Origin of the sequence: Mycobacterium asiaticum (assembly GCF_001673365.1) — a bacterium.
Lineage (GTDB): Bacteria > Actinomycetota > Actinomycetes > Mycobacteriales > Mycobacteriaceae > Mycobacterium > Mycobacterium asiaticum_A.
Genome location: NZ_LZLS01000112.1, coordinates 33467 through 52231, shown reverse-complemented (window position 1 = coordinate 52231; position 18765 = coordinate 33467). Strand labels below are relative to the sequence as shown.

The 18765-nt window shown below is 67.1% G+C and carries 13 protein-coding genes and 1 pseudogene; 8 read left to right on the top strand and 6 right to left on the bottom strand.

Going from position 1 to position 18765, the window contains the following annotated elements; translation table 11 throughout:
- Positions 1–4 precede the first annotated feature (4 nt).
- Positions 5–619, bottom strand: coding sequence for a TetR/AcrR family transcriptional regulator (locus tag A5634_RS12980; RefSeq protein ID WP_065144456.1), 615 nt, complete (start codon positions 617–619; stop codon positions 5–7).
- Between the two features lie 50 nt (positions 620–669).
- On the opposite strand from A5634_RS12980, the gene mshB reads away from it, so the two are divergent.
- Both mshB and A5634_RS12970 read left to right on the top strand, forming a co-directional pair.
- Entirely contained in the window at positions 670–1578 is a 909-nt protein-coding gene (mshB, locus tag A5634_RS12975) for an N-acetyl-1-D-myo-inositol-2-amino-2-deoxy-alpha-D-glucopyranoside deacetylase (protein WP_065144455.1), read from the top strand.
- A gap of 97 nt (positions 1579–1675) precedes the next feature.
- Positions 1676–2137 (top strand): hypothetical protein, encoded by a 462-nt coding sequence (locus A5634_RS12970; protein WP_065144454.1) that lies wholly within the window; start codon positions 1676–1678, stop codon positions 2135–2137.
- Between the two features lie 9 nt (positions 2138–2146).
- Here the strand turns inward: A5634_RS12970 and A5634_RS29935 are convergent, their stop codons facing one another.
- Positions 2147–3007 (bottom strand): PE family protein, encoded by an 861-nt coding sequence (locus tag A5634_RS29935; RefSeq protein WP_065144453.1) that lies wholly within the window; start codon positions 3005–3007, stop codon positions 2147–2149.
- 204 nt (positions 3008–3211) lie between these two features.
- Here A5634_RS29935 and A5634_RS12960 point away from each other — a divergent pair, with 204 nt between their 5' ends.
- A complete protein-coding gene (locus tag A5634_RS12960; RefSeq protein WP_155769522.1) occupies positions 3212–5797 on the top strand; it encodes a bifunctional FO biosynthesis protein CofGH in 2586 nt (861 codons plus the stop codon).
- A gap of 73 nt (positions 5798–5870) precedes the next feature.
- Here A5634_RS12960 and A5634_RS12955 read toward each other — a convergent pair whose 3' ends face one another.
- The 3 genes from A5634_RS12955 to A5634_RS29930 form a co-directional block, all read right to left on the bottom strand.
- Positions 5871–6203 carry a hemophore-related protein gene (locus A5634_RS12955; protein ID WP_065144452.1) on the bottom strand — a complete coding sequence of 111 codons (333 nt, stop codon included), beginning with the start codon at positions 6201–6203 and terminating at the stop codon, positions 5871–5873.
- Positions 6204–6438: 235 nt separating this feature from the next.
- The gene (locus A5634_RS12950) at positions 6439–8484 is read right to left on the bottom strand and encodes an NADPH-dependent 2,4-dienoyl-CoA reductase (protein ID WP_065144451.1); all 2046 of its coding nucleotides are present in this window, start codon (positions 8482–8484) and stop codon (positions 6439–6441) included.
- Positions 8481–8603 (bottom strand): hypothetical protein, encoded by a 123-nt coding sequence (locus tag A5634_RS29930; RefSeq protein ID WP_301337109.1) that lies wholly within the window; start codon positions 8601–8603, stop codon positions 8481–8483. Before A5634_RS29930 ends, A5634_RS12950 begins: the two co-directional genes overlap by 4 nt.
- Before the next feature lie 200 nt (positions 8604–8803).
- Between A5634_RS29930 and fdxA the strand changes: the two genes are divergently transcribed.
- A complete protein-coding gene (fdxA, locus tag A5634_RS12945; protein WP_065144450.1) occupies positions 8804–9127 on the top strand; it encodes a ferredoxin in 324 nt (107 codons plus the stop codon).
- A 26-nt stretch (positions 9128–9153) separates the two neighbouring features.
- Complete coding sequence (dapC, locus tag A5634_RS12940; RefSeq protein ID WP_065144449.1) at positions 9154–10239, top strand: succinyldiaminopimelate transaminase; 1086 nt, start codon at positions 9154–9156, stop codon at positions 10237–10239.
- 50 nt (positions 10240–10289) lie between these two features.
- Here dapC and A5634_RS28205 read toward each other — a convergent pair whose 3' ends face one another.
- Positions 10290–13694, bottom strand: a complete 3405-nt coding sequence (locus tag A5634_RS28205; protein ID WP_065144448.1) for a PE family protein — start codon at positions 13692–13694, stop codon at positions 10290–10292.
- 699 nt (positions 13695–14393) lie between these two features.
- Here A5634_RS28205 and A5634_RS12930 point away from each other — a divergent pair.
- The 3 genes and pseudogenes from A5634_RS12930 to A5634_RS12920 all read left to right on the top strand — a co-directional run bounded on the left by A5634_RS12930 (position 14394) and on the right by A5634_RS12920 (position 18628).
- Entirely contained in the window at positions 14394–15605 is a 1212-nt protein-coding gene (locus A5634_RS12930; RefSeq protein ID WP_065144447.1) for a cytochrome P450, read from the top strand.
- Positions 15606–15640: 35 nt separating this feature from the next.
- A pseudogene (locus tag A5634_RS12925) lies at positions 15641–17206 on the top strand (MDR family MFS transporter); the annotation flags it as partial.
- Between the two features lie 165 nt (positions 17207–17371).
- The gene (locus A5634_RS12920) at positions 17372–18628 is read left to right on the top strand and encodes an alpha/beta hydrolase (protein ID WP_253861581.1); all 1257 of its coding nucleotides are present in this window, start codon (positions 17372–17374) and stop codon (positions 18626–18628) included.
- Positions 18629–18765 lie beyond the last annotated feature (137 nt).

Sequence of the window (18765 nt, the reverse complement as noted above, 5' to 3'; positions counted from 1 at the left end):
TTCGTCAATCAGCTTGTGTCGAAGCATCTTTCGGCGGTATAACGGCGTCGACAATGTCCGACAGTTCCCGTCGGCTCGGCGCTGTGCCATAGAGCATGAATTGCTGGTTGATCAACGCGGGACCGATGCGCGCCGTCAGCGGGGTCAGTGCGGCGGCATCGATGTCGCCGTCACGGACCGCGGATTGCAGGATCGACTCGATGAGCTTCATGCGCGGCAGCACGATCGCGTCGGCGAAGATTGCCCGCAGTTCGGGTTCGTGCAGCAGTTGGCTGATGATTTCCAGACCGGGGAAGTCGGTCTTACCGGCCAACACGTCACGATGAGCAGCGAACACGGTCAGCAGATTCTCCCGAGCCGAACGGCCGGGACGCGGCTCGGGCAAGGGCGGAACCGTGTGCGTCATTGCCGCTAGCACCAAGTCGTGCTTACTGGCCCAGCGGCGGTACAGCGCGGCCTTGCCGGTATGGGCGCGCGCCGCAATCCCTTCCATCGTCAGACCGCCGTAACCCACCGAGGTCAGCTCGGCCAAGGTCGCCGCATAAAGTGCCCGTTCGAGCACCTCGCCACGCCGGCGGCTGCGGCCGGTGCTCGACTTGACGTGAGCGGCCTGCGTCATTTTTTGATAGTAGCCGCTGGCGTTCCTATCGGTCACGGTAATGTGCGTCCATGCCAGAGACGCCGCGGCTAATGTTCGTACACGCGCACCCCGATGACGAGAGTCTGACCAACGGTGCCACCATCGCCCACTACACAGCACGCGGCGCCCAGGTCCACGTCGTCACCTGCACCCTCGGTGAGGAGGGCGAGGTGATCGGCGACCGGTGGGCTCAACTAGCGGTCGATCACGCGGATCAACTCGGCGGCTACCGCATCGGCGAACTCACCCGGGCGCTGCACGCGCTGGGCGTCAACGGACCCATCTACCTCGGGGGCGCCGGACGCTGGCGCGACTCCGGCATGGTTGGCTCCGCCCCTGGTCCTGGGTCGCGCGGCCGCACGCGCTTCGTCGATGCCGACGAACGGGAAGCCGTCGGCGCGCTGGTGGCCCTCATCCGCGAACTGCGCCCGCACGTGGTGGTGACCTACGACCCCGACGGCGGCTACGGCCATCCCGACCACATCCATACCCACGTCATCACGACAGCCGCGGTGGCCGCCGCGGGGACCGCCCACTACCCGGGCGAACCGTGGACAGTACCGAAGTTCTATTGGACGGTGCTGGGCAAAGATGCCGTAGCGGCTGGCCTGCGCTCGTTGGTTCCTGAAGACCTACGGCCGGAATGGTTCCTGCCGCCGGCCGAGATCCCGTTCAGCTACCCCAACGAAAGCATCACCGCCGTCGTGGAAGCCGATGCCGACGCGCATGCTGCCAAGGTCGCCGCTCTGGCCGCACATTCCACCCAGCTCACCGTTGGCGCGACCGGAAGGGCCTGCGCCCTGTCGAATAACCTGGCATTGCCGATCTTGGCGGACGAGCACTACGTGTTGATCGTCGGCGATGCCGGCGACCGCGACGAGCGCGGATGGGAAACGGATCTGCTTGCCGGTCTGGGCATCACGGGTTCGGGCAACTAGGCTTCAAATCAGGCCGCCTCGGAATTGGAGGAACTCGCATGGACCCCGACCTGGACCCGAACTTGCAGCACTGGCAGGACCGGCTCGACAACTTCCAGTGGGTACTCGGTTCGATCCTCTCGCAGATCGACAGCGTTCCAACCTGACCGATACCGAGCCGCGCGTCGTCTTCAGTGAGGAGAGCGGCGCGACAGATCCCGCAATCCGTTTTGTTGTCCTGGCGCTATTAGCCGTTGACGGCGTTCTTTCCGCCCTAGCCGGCGCGTTGTTGCTGCCCGCCTATATCGGTTCGATTCCCTTCCCGGTGAGCGCGTTGGTCAGCGGGCTGGTCAACGCGGCCCTGGTGTGGGCGGCGAGTCGATGGACGTCGTCTACGCGAGTGGCCGCGTTGCCGCTGTGGACATGGTTGCTCACGGTCGCCGCGATGACGCTGGGCGGACCCGGCGACGACATCATCTTCGGCGGCCGCGGCGTGATGGCCTACGGGGTCCTGCTGCTGATCGTGCTCGGCGTGGCGCCCCCAGTGTGGGTGCTGTTGCGCCGTAAAGCCCGTTCCTGACCGGGGGACTTACGGCAGCGGCGGCAGTGGCGGCAGCGGCGGGAAGAAGCTCAGGAACCAGTAGATCTCGGTGTTGATGAACTGGTTGATCGACGCGGTGGTGGTGGCCCAGAAGTTGCTCAGGCCCTGGCTGAAGGTGACCGTGCCGCTCAGCCAGTCCAGGATGTTGAACAGGCCGCTTTGCACCATCGGCTCGAACAGGTAGTAGAAGAAGTTGATCTGCGGCGCCAAGATGCCGACGTAAGGTAGCCAGCCCGCGGCGTAAGCGGCCAGATTGAAGCCGTACGCCACGTACGGCTCGACCGCGAGATAGAAGTTCTCGATGGCCGTCGCCCAGGAAACGGGGAGGACCGCTGCCGGCGCCGCCTCAGCGGCCAACGGCCCAAGCAAAGCGCTGGTGGCGGCCACGCCGCTGGCCCCACCCGTCGGCGTCAACCCCAACAGGGCACCGGGCGCGCCGAACGCGGTTTGCACCTGCGTCGCGGCTCTTGCGGCGATGGCGGCCACGTCGGGCGCCGACGGCCCGATCAACGGGTGGCCGAGCAGCTGCTGGGCGGGTGCGTTAACCGCGTTCACCAGGGCCTGCGCCGCACCGCGCTCGGCCGAGGTGTAAGCCCCCGCTCCCGCGCCCAGGACTTGCACGAACTTGTCGTGAAACGCCGATATCTGGGCGCTGAGCTGCTGATATCCGCGGGCGTGCGACGAGAACAGGGCCGCGACCTGAGCCGAAACCTGGTCTGCGGCCGCCGCGACCACCCCGGTAGTGGGCAACGCTGCGGCGGCGTTGGCCGTGTTGATCTCCGAGCCGATGCCAGCAATGTCGGAAGCCGCCGCAGCCAGCGCTTCCGGCGCCGCGTGCAAAAACGACATTCCGCTCACCCCCTACTGGATATCGCGATGGTATCGCGATCCTGGACTGTTCATGGTGGAGTCGGCCGAAATGGGCGCTCATCGGGCACGCTGGTCAGTCGCGTGCCGGCGGTTCCCTGCCGCTACTGTTGCCGATATGGCAGCAGTGCCCAGTTCTCTCCCCGGGTGGAACGCGCGGATGAAAACAGAGCGCAGGGAAGTTACATCAACGTGCCGCTGATTCCAGAGCCGACCGCTCTGCCTAGCCCAACCGTGCCGCCGCCCCGGACGCACGCCCGGACCAGCAACTCCGCGCTGCGCAGGGTGCTACGACGGGCGCGAGACGGCGTGGTGCTCAACCTCGACGAGGCCGCCGTCGCGCTGACCGCACGCGGTGACGACCTGGCCGAGTTGTGCGAGAGCGCGGCGCGGGTGCGGGATGCGGGCCTGGAGTCCGCCGGCCGACGCGGCCCGCACGGCCGGTTGCCGATCAGCTACTCACGCAAGGTTTTCCTGCCGGTGACCCATCTGTGCCGGGACAACTGTCACTACTGCACATTCGTCACTGTCCCGGGCAAGCTGCGGGCCCAGGGCGTGGGCATGTACATGGAGCCCGACGAGATTCTCGACGTCGCCCGGCGCGGCGCCGAACTTGGTTGCAAGGAAGCGTTATTCACTCTCGGCGACCGCCCAGAGGAGCGCTGGCCGGAAGCCCGCGACTGGCTCGACGAGCGCGGCTACGACTCGACCCTGTCCTACGTGCGGGCGATGGCGATCCGTGTCCTCGAGGACACCGGCCTGTTGCCCCACTTGAATCCGGGCGTGATGACCTGGTCGGAGATGTCGCGGCTCAAGCCGGTGTCGCCGTCGATGGGCATGATGCTCGAGACCACCTCACGGCGGTTGTTCGAGACCAAAGGGCTTGCGCACTACGGCAGTCCGGACAAGGACCCGGCGGTGCGACTGCGGGCGCTGACCGACGCCGGCCGGCTGTCCATCCCGTTCACCACCGGCTTGTTGGTCGGCATCGGTGAGACATTGGCCGAACGGGCCGACACACTGCACGCGATCCGCAAGTCGCACAAGGAGTTCGGGCACATCCAGGAAGTGATCGTGCAGAATTTCCGGGCCAAGCAGCACACCGCCATGGCCGCCGTCCCCGATGCCGGTATCGAGGACTACCTGGCGACGGTGGCGGTGGCTCGCCTGGTGCTGGGGCCCGGCATGCGTATCCAGGCCCCGCCGAACCTGGTGTCGCGCGACGAATGTCTGGCACTGGTGGCCGCCGGTGTCGACGACTGGGGTGGCGTCTCGCCGCTCACGCCCGATCACGTCAACCCGGAGCGGCCCTGGCCCGCTTTGGACGACTTGGCCGCCGTCACCGCCGAGGCCGGCTACGACCTGGTGCAGCGGTTGACCGCGCAGCCCAAGTATGTGCAGGCCGGAGCGGCCTGGATCGATCCGAGGGTGCGCGGACATGTTGTGGCCCTTGCCGATCCGGCTACCGGCTTTGCCCGCGACGTGACCCCCGCGGGCATGCCGTGGCAGGAGCCCGACGAGGTGGCCTCTTCCGGACGGGTGGACCTGGGCGCCACCATCGACACCGAAGGGCGCAACACCGAGACCCGCAGCGACCTCGACAGCGCCTTCGGCGACTGGGAATCCATCCGCTCGCGGGTGCACGAGTTGGGGTCACGAGCGCCAGAGCGCCTAGACACCGACGTGCTGGCCGCGTTGCGCTCGGCCGAACGGGACCCGGGCGGTTGCACCGACGACGAGTACCTGGCTCTTGCCACGGCCGATGGTCCCGCATTGGAAGCGGTTGTCGCGCTGGCGGATTCGCTACGTCGCGAGGTGGTCGGCGATGACGTGACCTTCGTGGTGAACCGCAACATCAACTTCACCAACATCTGCTACACGGGTTGCCGGTTCTGTGCGTTCGCGCAGCGCAAGGGCGACGCCGACGCGTACTCGCTGTCGGCCGACGAGGTGGCCGACCGGGCCTGGGAAGCGCACGTCGCCGGGGCCACCGAAATCTGCATGCAAGGCGGCATCGACCCGGAGTTGCCGGTAACCGGCTACGCCGATTTGGTGCGCGCGGTCAAGGCGCGCGTCCCGTCGATGCACGTGCACGCGTTCTCACCGATGGAGATCGCCAACGGCGTGACGAAAAGCGGGCTGAGTGTTAGGGAGTGGCTGATCGGCCTGCGTGAGGCCGGATTGGACACAATTCCCGGCACGGCCGCGGAGATTCTGGACGACGAGGTGCGCTGGGTGCTCACCAAGGGCAAGCTGCCGACGTCGCTGTGGGTTGAGATCGTCACCACCGCGCACGAGGTGGGGCTGCGGTCGTCGTCGACGATGATGTACGGCCACGTCGACAGCCCGAAGCACTGGGTGGGGCATCTGAACGTGCTGCGCGGCATCCAGGACCGGACCGGCGGGTTCACCGAGTTCGTGCCGTTGCCGTTCGTGCACCAGAATTCGCCGTTGTATCTGGCCGGTGCCGCACGCCCCGGACCCACCCACCGCGACAACCGGGCGGTACATGCCCTGGCGCGAATCATGCTGCACGGCCGCATCTCCCACATCCAGACCAGCTGGGTCAAGCTCGGTGTGGAACGCACCCAGGTGATGCTCAACGGTGGCGCCAACGATCTGGGCGGCACGTTGATGGAGGAAACGATCTCGCGAATGGCCGGTTCTGAACACGGGTCGGCCAAGTCGGTGGCCGAGTTGGCCGCTATCGCCGAGGGAATAGGCCGCCCCGCGCGTCAGCGCACCACCACGTACGCGTCACTGGCCGCCTAAAACCACGAGCGCAACGCCAGCGCGATCCGCACGGATCACGCCGCGGCGTTGCGCTCGCGGCTTAGGAAAAAACTCAGTAGTTGTTGCAGGTGTCGGCGACAACTTCGAGATCGTGGACGTACTGCTGGGCGCCCTGGATCGCGGAAAGCTGTGCGGCGATCTGACGACGACCGGCCGGACCCGAGCTGAGGAACTGGTTCAGCTTCGCGATCGCGATCGGGTTTGCGTTGATCTGCGCGGCCGCGGCCGGGTCGACTGCGTTCAGCGCTGCCATGACCTGACCGTAGTTGCAAGTCGTGTTGATCGCCGCGTCCAGCGGGTCTGCAGACGCGACACCCGCGCCGAGGCTCAATGACAGTGCGGCGGCGCCGGTCGCGACACCAATTCCGATAAGAGACAACCTCATGTTTGGACACCTTCCCCAAAATTTGCACCGCCGAATGCGGCGGCGACGACATTGCCCAGCGGTTGCCGTCTCCGACAAAGGTTACCAGGCCCCCTGGACGTGCTTCTATCGAAATTGATATCGCCGAACCAGCCGCGGGCGTAACAATTCCCAGCTCAGAGGCTTGGCAAACGTGGTTTCGCGGTGAGCGAAATCCGCAAGCTCACCACCAAAACTTAGCGCGGTCTTAAGCCCTTCACAGTTTTGACGCTAGCTCGGTGCCTTGTTTGATTGCGCGTTTGGCGTCCAACTCGGCGGCGAATGCGGCCCCGCCGATCAGATGCGGAGCGATGCCGATTCGACGCAGTTCGTCCTGAAGTTCGCGCACCGATTCCTGGCCGGCGCACACCACGATGGTGTCGACCGCGAGCAGCTGCGGTCTGGCTCGGTTGCGGCCGTAACTGATGTGCAGTCCCTCGTCGGTGATCCGCTCGTAGTTGACCCCGGACAGCTGGTGAACGCCCTTGGCTTTGAGCGACGCCCGGTGTACCCATCCGGTGGTCTTGCCCAACCGCTTGCCTTGGGGCCCCTCGGTGCGCTGCAGCAGGTACACCTGCCGAGCCGGCGGCGCGGGCACGGCGGTGGTGAGCGCGCCGCGGGCTTCCGGAGCGGCCTGGTGCGGGTCCAGAACGCCCCATTCGGCCTTCCAGTCCTTGAGGTTCAGCGTCGGAGACTGATCGGTGACCAGCAGTTCGCAGACGTCGAACCCAATGCCGCCCGCGCCGATGACGGCGACGCTCTTGCCGATCGGTTTGGCGCCGGTGATCGCCTCGGCATAGCTCAACACCTTGGCGTGCTCGATGCCCGGGATCGTCGGCAGGCGCGGATGCACCCCGGTGGCCAGCACGATGTCATCGAAGTCGGCGGACCCGGCGAGATCCTGGGCGCTGGCCTGGATCCCCAGCCGGACGTCGACGCCAAGCTTGGCCAGCATCGTCGAGAAATACCGGATGGTTTCGTTGAACTCCTCTTTACCGGGGATGCGGCGGGCCAGGTCGAACTGGCCGCCGACGTAGTCGTTGGCCTCGAACAGCGTGACCCGGTGACCGCGTTGTGCGGCGCTGACCGCGGTGGCAAGTCCGGCCGGGCCGGCGCCGACCACTGCCACCGTTCGGGCCCGCTGGGTAGGTGACAACACCAAGGTCGTTTCGCGACCGGCCCGCGGATTGAGCAGACACGACACCATTTTCTTGGCGAACGCATGGTCCAGACACGCTTGATTGCACGCGATGCAGGTGTTGATCTCGTCGGCACGGTCGGCCCCGGCCTTGAGCACCCACTCCGGGTCGCTCAACAACGGGCGGGCCATCGAGATCAGCCGAACCTGGGTGTCGGTGAGAATCTGTTCGGCGGCCTGGGGCATGTTGATCCGGTTGGAGGCCACCACCGGAATGCTGACGGCTTCGGCCAGCGCGCCGCTGACCTCGACGAAGGCGCTGTTGGGTACCGATGTCACGATCGTTGGCACCCTGGCCTCGTGCCAGCCGAATCCGGAATTGATGAGGGTGGCGCCGGCGGCCTCCACTTCGGTTGCCAGCCTGACGGTTTCGTCCCAACTCTGACCGTTTTCGACGTAGTCGGCCATCGACATCCGGTAGCAGATAATGAAATTCGACCCGACCGCCGCGCGAGTACGCCGCACGATCTCGACCGGGAATCGGCGCCGGTTGGCGGCGGTGCCGCCCCAGGAGTCGGTGCGTTTGTTGGTGCGCGGCGCGAGGAATTGGTTGATCAAATAGCCTTCGCTGCCCATGATTTCGACGCCGTCGTAGCCCGCCTCCTGGGCCAGTTGCGCGCACCGGACGAAATCGGTGATGGTTGATTCGACGCCGCGGCCGGTCAGCGCGCGGGGTCGAAACGGGTTGATGGGTGCCTTGATTGACGATGCGCTGACCGAAAGTGGGTGGTAGGCATAGCGTCCGGCGTGCAGTATCTGCAACAGGATCTTGCCGTCTTCGTCGTGCACGGCGTCGGTGATGCGACGGTGCCGCCGGGCCTGGCTCGAGGAAGTAAGTGCCGAGGCCAGTGGCAGCAACCAACCGGTGCGATTGGGCGCGTAGCCGCCGGTGATGATCAATCCGACGCCGCCGCGGGCACGTTCGGCGAAGTATGCCGCGAGGCGATCGATATGAGCGGCTCGGTCTTCCAGCCCAGTGTGCATAGAACCCATCACCACCCGGTTGCGCAGGGTGGTAAACCCTAAGTCCAACGGGGACAACAACTTCGGGTACGGTGATATCATTTCTCCGGCACTGCCCGTGCCGCCTTGCCGGTCCAGGCGGTGGCGCATTCTTCGGCCCATTCTTCGGCGCATTCTTCGGCGCGAACCCCCACGCGCAGGATCGCCCGGGGTAGCACCATCCGCGCACCTTAAATGCCGGTCAGGGCGGTAGGCAACTAGGTTCATAGCGGCGAGACATTCCGCCGGGCGTGCCAATTGTCGGAGTTGTATGTGCTACGTCTAGTATCAGTAACCGAAATGCTCAGCCGAGTAGCCCCTCGGGTGACGCGACAGCATCCCACCCTGAGCCGTACATGGAGGACACGTTGAGGAGACGTCCGTGACGTACGTGATTTCCCAGCCTTGCGTCGACATCAAAGACAAGGCGTGCATCGAAGAGTGTCCGGTGGACTGCATCTACGAGGGTGCCCGGATGCTGTTCATCCACCCCGACGAATGCGTCGACTGCGGAGCCTGCGAACCGGTGTGCCCGGTCGAGGCGATCTACTACGAAGACGACGTGCCCGAGCAGTGGAGCCAATACACGCAGATCAACGCCGACTTCTTCGAGGAGTTGGGATCTCCGGGAGGCGCGGCCAAGGTCGGCATGACCGAGAATGACCCGCAGGTGGTCAAGGATCTGCCGCCGCAGGGCGAGGACTGAACGCGCCAAGACAACGCCGGCAGGCCGTGTCGGCGGCGCTGCCAGAGTTCCCGTGGGACACCCTGGCAGAGGCAAAAGCGACAGCTGCTGCCCACCCGGGCGGCATCGTCGATCTGTCCGTCGGCACCCCGGTGGATCCAGTCGCACCGCTGGTCCAGGAAGCGTTGGCGGGCGCCGGTTCGTCGTCGGGTTATCCGGCCACCGCGGGAACCGCGCGGCTGCGGGAATCCGCCGTAGCGGCGCTGGCCAGGCGGTTTGGCGTCACCGCGCTGGCCGAATCGGCGGTGCTGCCGGTGATCGGCACCAAGGAACTCATCGCCTGGTTGCCGTCGCTGCTGGGGTTGGGTCGCGCAGATGTGGTGGTGGTGCCCGAGCTGGCCTACCCGACCTATGACGTGGGTGCGCGACTGGCCGGCACACAGGTTGCCCGCGCGGACTCGCTGACGCAGCTGGGTCCCCAATCTCCTGCGCTGATCTACCTGAATTCGCCGAGTAACCCGACCGGCCGGGTGCTCGGGGTCGAGCACTTGCGCAAGGTGGTCGGGTGGGCCCGCGAGCGGGGCGTGCTGGTGGCTTCCGACGAGTGCTACCTGGGTTTGGCCTGGGAGGCCGAGCCGTTATCGGTGCTGCACCCGTCGGTGTGCGACGGCGACCATACCGGGCTGCTAGCGATGCACTCGCTGTCCAAAAGCTCGTCGCTGGCCGGCTACCGGGCCGGTTTTGTCGCCGGTGATCCCCAGGTGGTCGCTGAGCTGCTGGCCGTACGCAAACATGCTGGGATGATCGTGCCGACGCCGGTGCAGGCGGCGATGGTGGCCGCGCTCGACGACGACGATCACGAGAAGCTGCAGCGGGAGCGTTACGCGCAGCGCCGTGCTGTGTTGCTGCCGGCCCTGCGCGCGGCGGGCTTCACTGTCGACCACTCCGAAGCCGGCCTCTATCTATGGGCCGGCCGGGGCCAGGGGTGTCGTGAGACCGTGCATTGGCTGGCTGAGCGCGGCATCCTGGTGGCGCCAGGGGAGTTTTACGGCCCCGCGGGTGCGCGGCATGTGCGCGTTGCGTTGACCGCGACCGACGAGCGCATCGACGCTGCCGCGCAGCGCCTCACCTAGCCAGATCCAGGCCAGATCCAGCCGGATCCTGCGTCTGCTCAGCGGGGTGCTCAGCCGGATTTGCCGGCCGTACCAACGCTGCCCGTCGATCCCACGACGCCGGAGGCACCGTTGACCAGGCCGCTTCCGCCGGCGCCCGCAGTGCCCGCCTTGCCGCCCTGACCTCCCGCGCCACCTGCGCCTACGCCACCGTGGTCGCCGTCGTCGCCGGCGTCGCCTACCCGGTCCGCGGGGTTGGGATCCAAACTGTCGGCGGCACCGCCGGCACCGCCGAGGCCGCCGGCCCCGCCGGTGCCGCCAGTGCCGCCCGTCCCACCCAGACCGCCCTCGCCGGCGGCGCCTCCGGCCCCGCCGTTACCCGCGATCCCCAGCATTCCGCCGGCGCCGCCGGCCCCGCCCGCACCGCGGTTGCCGCCGGCGCCGCCGGTGCCACCGGTTCCGCCGGTGCCTCCCGTGCCACCGTCACCGCCGACACCACCGTCGCCGGCTTTGGCGGCAACGGTTCCGATGCCGGAAGGTCCGGCCGTACCGCCGATGCCGCCCACACCGCCGTCGCCGCCGGTGCCCCCACCAGCACCGATGCCACCGGTGCCGCCGATGCCTCCGGCGCCACCGACCCCACCGTTGCCGCCGACACCCAGCAACGTGCCGCCGCGCCCGCCCGCGCCGCCGCTGCCGCCGTTCCCGGCTGCCGTCCCCGTGCCGCCGGTCGCGCCGGTGCCGCCGGTACCGCCGGTGCCGCCGGTGCCGCCGTTGCCACCCTCGCCCCCAGGCGGCCCAGCACCGAAGACGACGACCTTGCCGCCGCCGAGGCCGCCAGCCCCACCGTCTCCGCCGGTGCCGCCCTTTGCGCCGGTGCCGCCGGTGCCGCCGGTGCCGCCATTGCCACCTGTTCCACCGGTGCCGCCGTCGGCAGCCGTCTTGCCGCCCTCGTTACCGGAGTCGCCGGCGCCGCCGACGCCGCCGGTGCCGCCGACCTGACCCGGACTGCCGTTTGCGCCGGTACCACCGGCACCCCCGGCTTTACCGGTGCCGCTGGTGCCCAGCGTTGTTCCGGCCGATCCAGTGCCGGCAGTTCCGGCCGGCGGGGGATTGACGGCGTTGGCGCCGGTGCTGCCGTCGCCGCCCCGTCCGCCCAGGCCGCCGTCGCCGCCTACGCCGATCTGACCCGAGGCGCCACCGCTGCCGCCGTTGCCACCGTGGCCGCCGGCAACCGCGGCATCACCGCCGGCGCCGCCGGCGCCGCCGTTGCCGATCCGTTCGGAGTTCCCGCCGTTACCGCCGTCTGCGCTGACACCGCCCTGGCCGCCGGCGCCGCCGCTGCCGTACATCGCGGCGGTACCGCCGTCGCCACCCCTACCGCCGACGATGCCGTTGGCCACGGGGAGGCCACCCGCGCCACCCGGGCCGCCGTCGCCGATACCGAGCGCATTGCCGCCTCTGCCGCCCGCGGCCCCGATGCCACCGTGGCCGCCGGGTCCGCCGCTGCCGAACAGCGGCGCGTTGCCGCCGTTGCCGCCGAGGGCACCCGCGCCGCCGTAGCCGCCGGGGCCGCCGCTGCCGTTGATCAGTCCGCCCGTCCCGCCGTTGCCGCCGGGAGCGCCCAGCCCACCGGCACCGCCCGCGCCACCATGGCCGAACATTGCGGCCGCCCCGCCGTTGCCGCCGGCCTGCCCAGGGAGTCCCGCCGCGCCGTTGCCGCCGTTGCCCCACAGGATGCCGGCGTCGCCGCCGTTGGCGCCGGGTGTGGTGGCGTTGGCGCCGTCCGCGATCAGCGGGCGGCCCAGCATCGATTGCGCGGGTGCGTTGATCGCGCTGAGCACCTGCCGGGTCGCGACGCCTGCATAGGTGTCGGTTCCGCCGCTGTGGCCGTCGGCGCCGTTGGTCCCGGCACCACCCACCTCGCCGTTGGCGCCACTGGCCGCCGTCGCGGTGCTCACGCCGTCAGCGGCGATGCCCTGGCCGCCGATGCCGCCGGCTCCAGAAGCGCCGGGGGCCGCACCCGCGCCGCCGTGGCCGCCTGCGCCCGCAGCACCCGATTGGCTGAGCAGGCCGCCGGCGCCCCCGACACCGCCGTTGCCACCGCTGCCACCGTCGCCACCGGTACCACCCGTGCCGCCGGTGCCGCCCACGCCGCCGTGCCCGCGTACTGACGCAGCGGAATCGCCGACGCCGCCGTTGCCGCCCCTGCCGCCGTCGCCGCCCGTCGCGCCGACACCACCGTCGCCGCCTAAACCGCCGGTGCCACCGGCTCCGCCGTTGCCGTAGAGAAGTCCGCCGCGACCACCGGCCCCGCCGTGGCCGCCGTTGCCCCCGTCGTGGCCGGCAACACCACTACCACCGTTGCCGCCGGCTCCGCCATCTCCGCCGAAACTGTCAGCAAAGATGTTGGTGGGGCGGCCGCCGGTGCCGCCGTTGCCGCCATTGCCGCCGGCCGCACCAGTTCCGCCGTCCCCGCCCTTGCCGCCTGCACCACCGGCACCGGCCTTCGCGAGAAATGTGCCGTCGCCGCCGTCACCGCCGCTACCGCCAATCCCGCCCTTGCCCCCAGCGCCCCCGTTGCCACCGGCACCGCCATTGCCGCCGGTTCCGGAGTCGTAGGCCTGTCCGCCGGCACCACCCTGACCGCCTGGCGCGCCGGCACCGCCGGCGCCGCCGTTGCCGCCGTCACCGCCATTGGCTGAACTCCCGCTGTCATCGCCAGGGCGGCCGACGACGCCGTTGCCCCCAGTTCGTCCGGGGTCGATCCCGTCGAAGCCATCGTCGCCGAAATTGGGGCCGCTTCCGGCTGAGAAGGGGGCGTGGGCAGGCGGATTGACGCCGTTAGCGCCGTTGAGACCCAACCCGCCATGGCCGCCGGCGCCACCGAGGCCGATCAACCCCGCGTTGCCGCCAAGGCCGCCGTTGCCGCCGGATCCGCCGGCAACGACTGCGTTGCCGCCGTTGCCGCCTGCCCCGCCGTTGCCGTACAACAGCCCAGCGGCTCCACCGTTACCGCCGGCCTGACCCGCAGCGCCGGCGGCGCCGTTGCCGCCGTTGCCCCACAGCAGGCCGGCGTCACCGCCGTTGCCGCCGGGCGTGATCGCGTTGGCGCCGTCGCCGACCAGCGGACGTCCCAACAGAGATTGCGCGGGCGTATTGATGGCGTTGAGCGCGTTTTGCATCGTCAAACCGTTGGCAAACTCGGCACTCGTGTATGCGCTCGAGCCCGTACTGAGTGTCTGGACGAACTGTTCTTGAAACGCCGCGGCGCGCGCGCTGAGCGCCTGGTAGTGCTCAGCATGGGAGCCGAATAGCGCGGCGATGGCCATCGACACCTCGTCTTCGGCCGCGGCGAGCACGCCCGTGGTCGGAAGAATCGCCGACAAGTTGGCCGCATCGACCGCGGAACCGATACTCGCCACAGTCGAGGCCGTGGCGGCGATGATATCCGGGGCGGCGAATAAAAACGACATCTTGAACCTTTGCTAGCGCTCGATTACCGATATGGCTGCACCGGTGAACCGACTCAGGATGCGCGGACTGTAACGCGCTAATGCCGGTTAGATTACCGCTAACGGAGCGGATGCTCCACCGCCCTGTAATGGCGTTATAGTTCTACGCATCCTGTCGCAAAGGGGCCCGATCATCGTGCGCCGGCGAGCGTCGGTGTATCTCGCCAGTAGTCGATGTGTATTTGCTGCGTTGCTGGGCAGGTTGCATGGCCGGTCTTTGACGGGATCGCTTCGCCGTCCGCGCGGGAGACCAGCCAACGCGACGTGCATCCTGCACAATGAATGCACAAATTGCATTGCATAATGCACAATGAATGCGCAAGGCACTGTGCACAATGAATGCCCGGTGTGCGATGCACAATGCACAATAAATAGACAAAGCGCCGATGCGGAATGCGCCCACTATCGAGCCCTTCGAGAGGGCCAGTGCGCTGTCACGGGACTTGAAAGATGTTGGGGTATAAGGCAAGTCAGCCTGCGATTCAAGATTGACGATAACGCGCAAGGCGACGAACTGACCTATTCGTGCGTAGCCCGAGCCCTTGCCAGCGGATTGTCGCGTCGAATACATTCACGTCGCACCGCGTCAATATTCTGGATTCCGTTCACCAACCAGTTCTGGAATCGACTAGCTGTCCCAATTTCTAAAGAGGTGACCGTATGGCCCATCCCGGTGTGAGCATTGCAACGGACTATCCGTTCAGTCAGCCGGACGCGTTGTCCGCACCGAGCGAACTGGGCGAACTCAGGCAGCGTTGCCCAGCGGCCGAGGTGCGCTTTCCAAGTGGCGACCCGGCAGTGGTCATAACCCGCTATGACGATGCCAAGCGAATGCTGGACGATTCCCGAGCCAGTCGGAATATGTACCGCGCCGACGCGGCGAGGCTTTCGACCGCACAGCTGAGCATGCTGGAGCTGGAGTTCGTCTCGACTTTGGTTGACCCCCCGCACCACACGCGGATTCGCCGGTTATTCGCCAAGGCCCTGCGTCGAGGGCGGATCGAGCAGTTGCGGCCGAAGATCGTCACGATCGTCGATGAACTGCTCGATGCGATGCTGGCCGGACCGATGCCCGCCGACGCCGTGAAGGCGCTCGCCCGGCCGCTGCCGCAGCGGATTATCGGTGAGATGTTCGGTTTCCCTACCGATGACGGGGACCGAGTCCAGTACTGGTCGGAGCGGCTGTTCAGCCTTTCGCTGCACACGGCCGAGGAGATGGCCGCGGGCCAGGCTGAGTTTGCGGCGTTCATTTGTGAGCTGGTCGAGAAACGGCGAAGCGCACCGACGGCCGATTTCTTCAGCGAGTTGGTAGCGGTGTCGGACGTCGACGACGGGCAGCTCAGTCACCTCGAACTGGTCTATCTCGCACAGGCACTCTTCGCCGCGGGCGTCGACTCCACTTGGGTGATGATTTCCCGGATGATCGGCCTGCTGCTGCACAAGGGTTGCTATGGCCGGGTGGTTGCCGACCCGTCATTGATCGAGTCGACGGTCGAGGAGGTGCTGCGCTACCTGCCGCCGTCGAACCTCGGCGCACTCCGCTACGCAACCGATGACATCGAACTCGACGACACGGTAATCGCGAAGGGAACGACGATCGCGATCAGCACTACTTCGGCGAACCGCGACACCCGATTCTTCGACGACGCAGACGAGTTCCTGGTCGACCGCTCGGACAATCGGCACGTGAGTTTCGGTCACGGTCGGTTTCTGTGTCCGGGCGCCTGGTTGGCGCGTTGCGAGATGCAGTCGCTACTAAGGGGTTTGGTAACCCGCGTGCCGACACTCGAGCTTGCGGCGAATGTGGACGACCTGAAGGTTCGGACCGGGATGATGAACGAGGGCGTGCTGTCGTTGCCGGTGCGCTGGTGACACTTGCTAGAACGTATTAGAACGTAGCGGCCGCCATGACACGCCCGGTCGCCGCGCCCACCGCGGAACTCGCATCCAGCCGCGCGCTGATCACCCCGCGACGACGCAACTTCATCTTCCTGGCAATAGTGCTCGGAATACTGCTCTCGGCGCTTGATCAGACCATCGTCGCCATCGCGCTGCCAACCATAGTCGCCGATCTGGGGGATGCCGGTCGCCAATCGTGGGTGGTCACCAGCTACCTGCTGGCCTCGACGATCGTCACCGCGCTGGTTGGCAAGCTCGGCGATCTGTTCGGGCGCAAGCGGGTGTTTCAGGTCGCGGTGCTGCTTTTCGCCGCGGGGTCGGTGTCATGTGGGCTGGCACAGTCGATGGCCATGCTGGTGTGTTCCCGCGCCCTGCAGGGCATCGGCGGCGGCGCTATCACCGTCACGGCGGTCGCTCTGGTCGGTGAGGTGGTGCCGCTTCGAGATCGTGGTCGGTATCAGGGCATCCTGGGCGCGGTTATCGGTGTCACGACGGTCGCGGGGCCGTTGCTCGGGGGCTACTTCACCGACTATCTGACCTGGCGGTGGGCGTTTTGGATCAACCTCCCGGTCTGTCTGGTGGTGATCTGCGTTGCGGCCGTGGCTATCCCGGCTCTGGCAGCCGTTGGTAAACCTGAAATCGACTATGCAGGAATAGTTTTCATTGGCCTGAGCGCGGCCGCCTTGACTCTGGCCACCAGTTGGGGTGGCACCGTCTACGCATGGGGGTCGGTGCCGATCATCGGGCTGTTCGCGACTGCCGTCGTGACGCTGGGCGTGTTCGTGCGGGTGGAAACCCGTGCCGCTGAACCGATTCTGCCGATTCGCATGTTCGCCAAGCCAATATTCAGCATGTGCTGTGTGCTGGCGTTCGTGGTTGGGTTCGCGATGCTGGGGGCGCTGACGTTCGTGCCGACATTCATGCAGTACGTCAACGGTGTTTCGGCGACCACCTCGGGTCTTCGCATACTGCCGATGGTGATCGGCATGTTGATCACTTCCATCGTCAGCGGCAGCGTGGTCGGGCGGACCGGCCGCTACAAGATCTTTCCGGTCGTCGGTACCGCGTTGATGACCATCGCGTTTCTGCTGATGTCTCGCATGGACGGATCGACGACTGCGGCAATGCAATCGGTCTATCTGTTGATCCTGGGGGCCGCGATCGGCATGTGCTCGCAGGTGCTGGTACTGATCGTGCAGAGCACGTCGAATTTCGAAGACCTCGGCGTGGCCACCTCCGGTGTGAGTTTCTTCCGCACCGTCGGCGGCTCATTCGGCGCTGCGATATTCGGTTCCTTGTTCGTCAACTTCCTCAACTCACGGCTGGCCTCGGCACTGGCGGCCACCGGCGCGTCCGCCGAAGTGGCGAGTTCGCCCCGGGCTTTGCATCGGCAACCCGCCACCGTGGCGGTGCCGATCGTGCAGGCCTACGCCGGGTCGCTAGCGCAGGTTTTCCTGTGTGCGGCCTCGGTCGCCGCACTCGGTCTGGTCTTGGCGCTGTTTATGCGCGAAGTCCCATTGCGCGACATTTCTAACAGGGCAGCCGGTCCCGGCGATGATTCCGGGATGCTGACCGGGTCCTAGCTTCACGGGTCAGCTGTTGTGCGTGACGGTTAAGGCCCGGCAAAGTGGGAAACGGTCCAGGTGGACCCGGGACGCGGGCGGGGGGCGGTCGCAGAAACCGGTTAGATTGAGTAACCAGTTGCGCAGTGGTGCGCATTGTCGATGGAGGGGATGGCCGTGAAACGATTTCTGGCCGCATTGGTATCGATACTCGGGCTGCTATTCACCGCCAATGGCTACCGTCCATGGGCCAAGCGCGGCTACGGCGCGGGCTACGCGTTCGCTTTCGGCCTGTTCGCCTCGGAGTTGCCCGTGCAATCGCTGGCGGTTCACTTCAGTGCACTGGCCGCGCTGTCGCGTCGGCTGTCCACACGCTGGCTGGTGTTCAGCTGGCTGCTGTCGGGGGTGTCCTGGCTGGGACTGCTGGCATTGGGCCGAATCGGCCGCTCGGCCAATGAGCCGCTGACGGCGGCACTCGACGCCGGACTGGGCCCCGGACGCCGCACCGATGGGGGTGATCTGTGGCAGCAGCCGCCGCCCGAGGGTGCGACGGCCAAGAAGCCGGGCGCGGCGCGCATGTTGCGGATCTGGCGGGATTACGCGCACGACGCCGACATCAGTTACGGCGAGTTCGGCTCGCGCAACCACCTCGACATCTGGCGACGCCCGGACCTCGATCGCAGCGGCAAGGCGCCGGTGCTGCTGCAAGTCCACGGCGGTGCCTGGATGGTGGGAAACAAACGCGGCCAGGCTCATCCGTTGATGAGCCACCTCGCGGAGCTGGGCTGGGTGTGTGTGTCGATCAACTACCGGCTGAGCCCGCGTTCGACTTGGCCCGATCAGATTGCCGACGTCAAGCGGGCGATCGGGTGGGTCAAGGAGCACATCGCCGAGTACGGTGGCGATCCGGAATGGATCGCGATCACGGGCGGATCGGCCGGCGGGCACTTGTCTTCCCTTGCGGCGCTTACCCCTAACGAGCCGCTCTTCCAGCCGGGGTTCGAAGAGGTCGACACCAGGGTGCAAGCTGCCGTGCCGTTTTACGGCTTCTATGACTTCACCCGCGACGATGCGGTGCATCCGATGATGCCGTCGATGATGGGCAAGCGGGTGTTCAAGATGAGCCGAGCCGACATTGCCGAACCGTTTCGCCTGGCCTCGTCGATCACCCACATTTCCGAGGACGCGCCGCCGTTTTTTGTGCTGCACGGCACCAACGACTCACTGATTCCGGTCGAACAGGCCCGCAGCTTCACCGCTCGGCTGCGCGAGGTCAGCCGCCAGCCCGTCGTCTACGCCGAACTGCCTTGTGCGCAGCACGCTTTCGACATTTTCGGGTCCCCGCGGGCGGCACATGCCGCGGTGGCCGTCGAACAGTTCCTGGTCGAGGTTTATGCCTTGTCCCAAGCGGAGAAGCGCCAGCGCGTCGGTTAGCCTCGGTTGCCCCGGCTATCGGCGGGCGCGAGTGTGCATCTAAGGCGTTGCGTGTGTAGTCATGGCGGCCGATCGCCGAAATTCCCGCCGTGAGAGCACACGCAAAGCCGTGAGAGCACACTCGACCACGTGAGAGC

Excerpts from the sequence above, each read along its gene's own strand:
- A5634_RS12980 (WP_065144456.1), bottom strand. The coding sequence starts at position 619 with ATGACGCAGGCCGCTCACGTCAAGTCGAGCACCGGCCGCAGCCGCCGG.
- mshB (WP_065144455.1), top strand. The coding sequence starts at position 670 with ATGCCAGAGACGCCGCGGCTAATGTTCGTACACGCGCACCCCGATGAC.
- A5634_RS29935 (WP_065144453.1), bottom strand. The coding sequence starts at position 3,007 with ATGTCGTTTTTGCACGCGGCGCCGGAAGCGCTGGCTGCGGCGGCTTCC.
- A5634_RS12955 (WP_065144452.1), bottom strand. The coding sequence starts at position 6,203 with ATGAGGTTGTCTCTTATCGGAATTGGTGTCGCGACCGGCGCCGCCGCA.
- A5634_RS12950 (WP_065144451.1), bottom strand. The coding sequence starts at position 8,484 with ATGATATCACCGTACCCGAAGTTGTTGTCCCCGTTGGACTTAGGGTTT.
- A5634_RS29930 (WP_301337109.1), bottom strand. The coding sequence starts at position 8,603 with ATGGTGCTACCCCGGGCGATCCTGCGCGTGGGGGTTCGCGCCGAAGAA.
- A5634_RS28205 (WP_065144448.1), bottom strand. The coding sequence starts at position 13,694 with ATGTCGTTTTTATTCGCCGCCCCGGATATCATCGCCGCCACGGCCTCG.
- A5634_RS12930 (WP_065144447.1), top strand. The coding sequence starts at position 14,394 with ATGGCCCATCCCGGTGTGAGCATTGCAACGGACTATCCGTTCAGTCAG.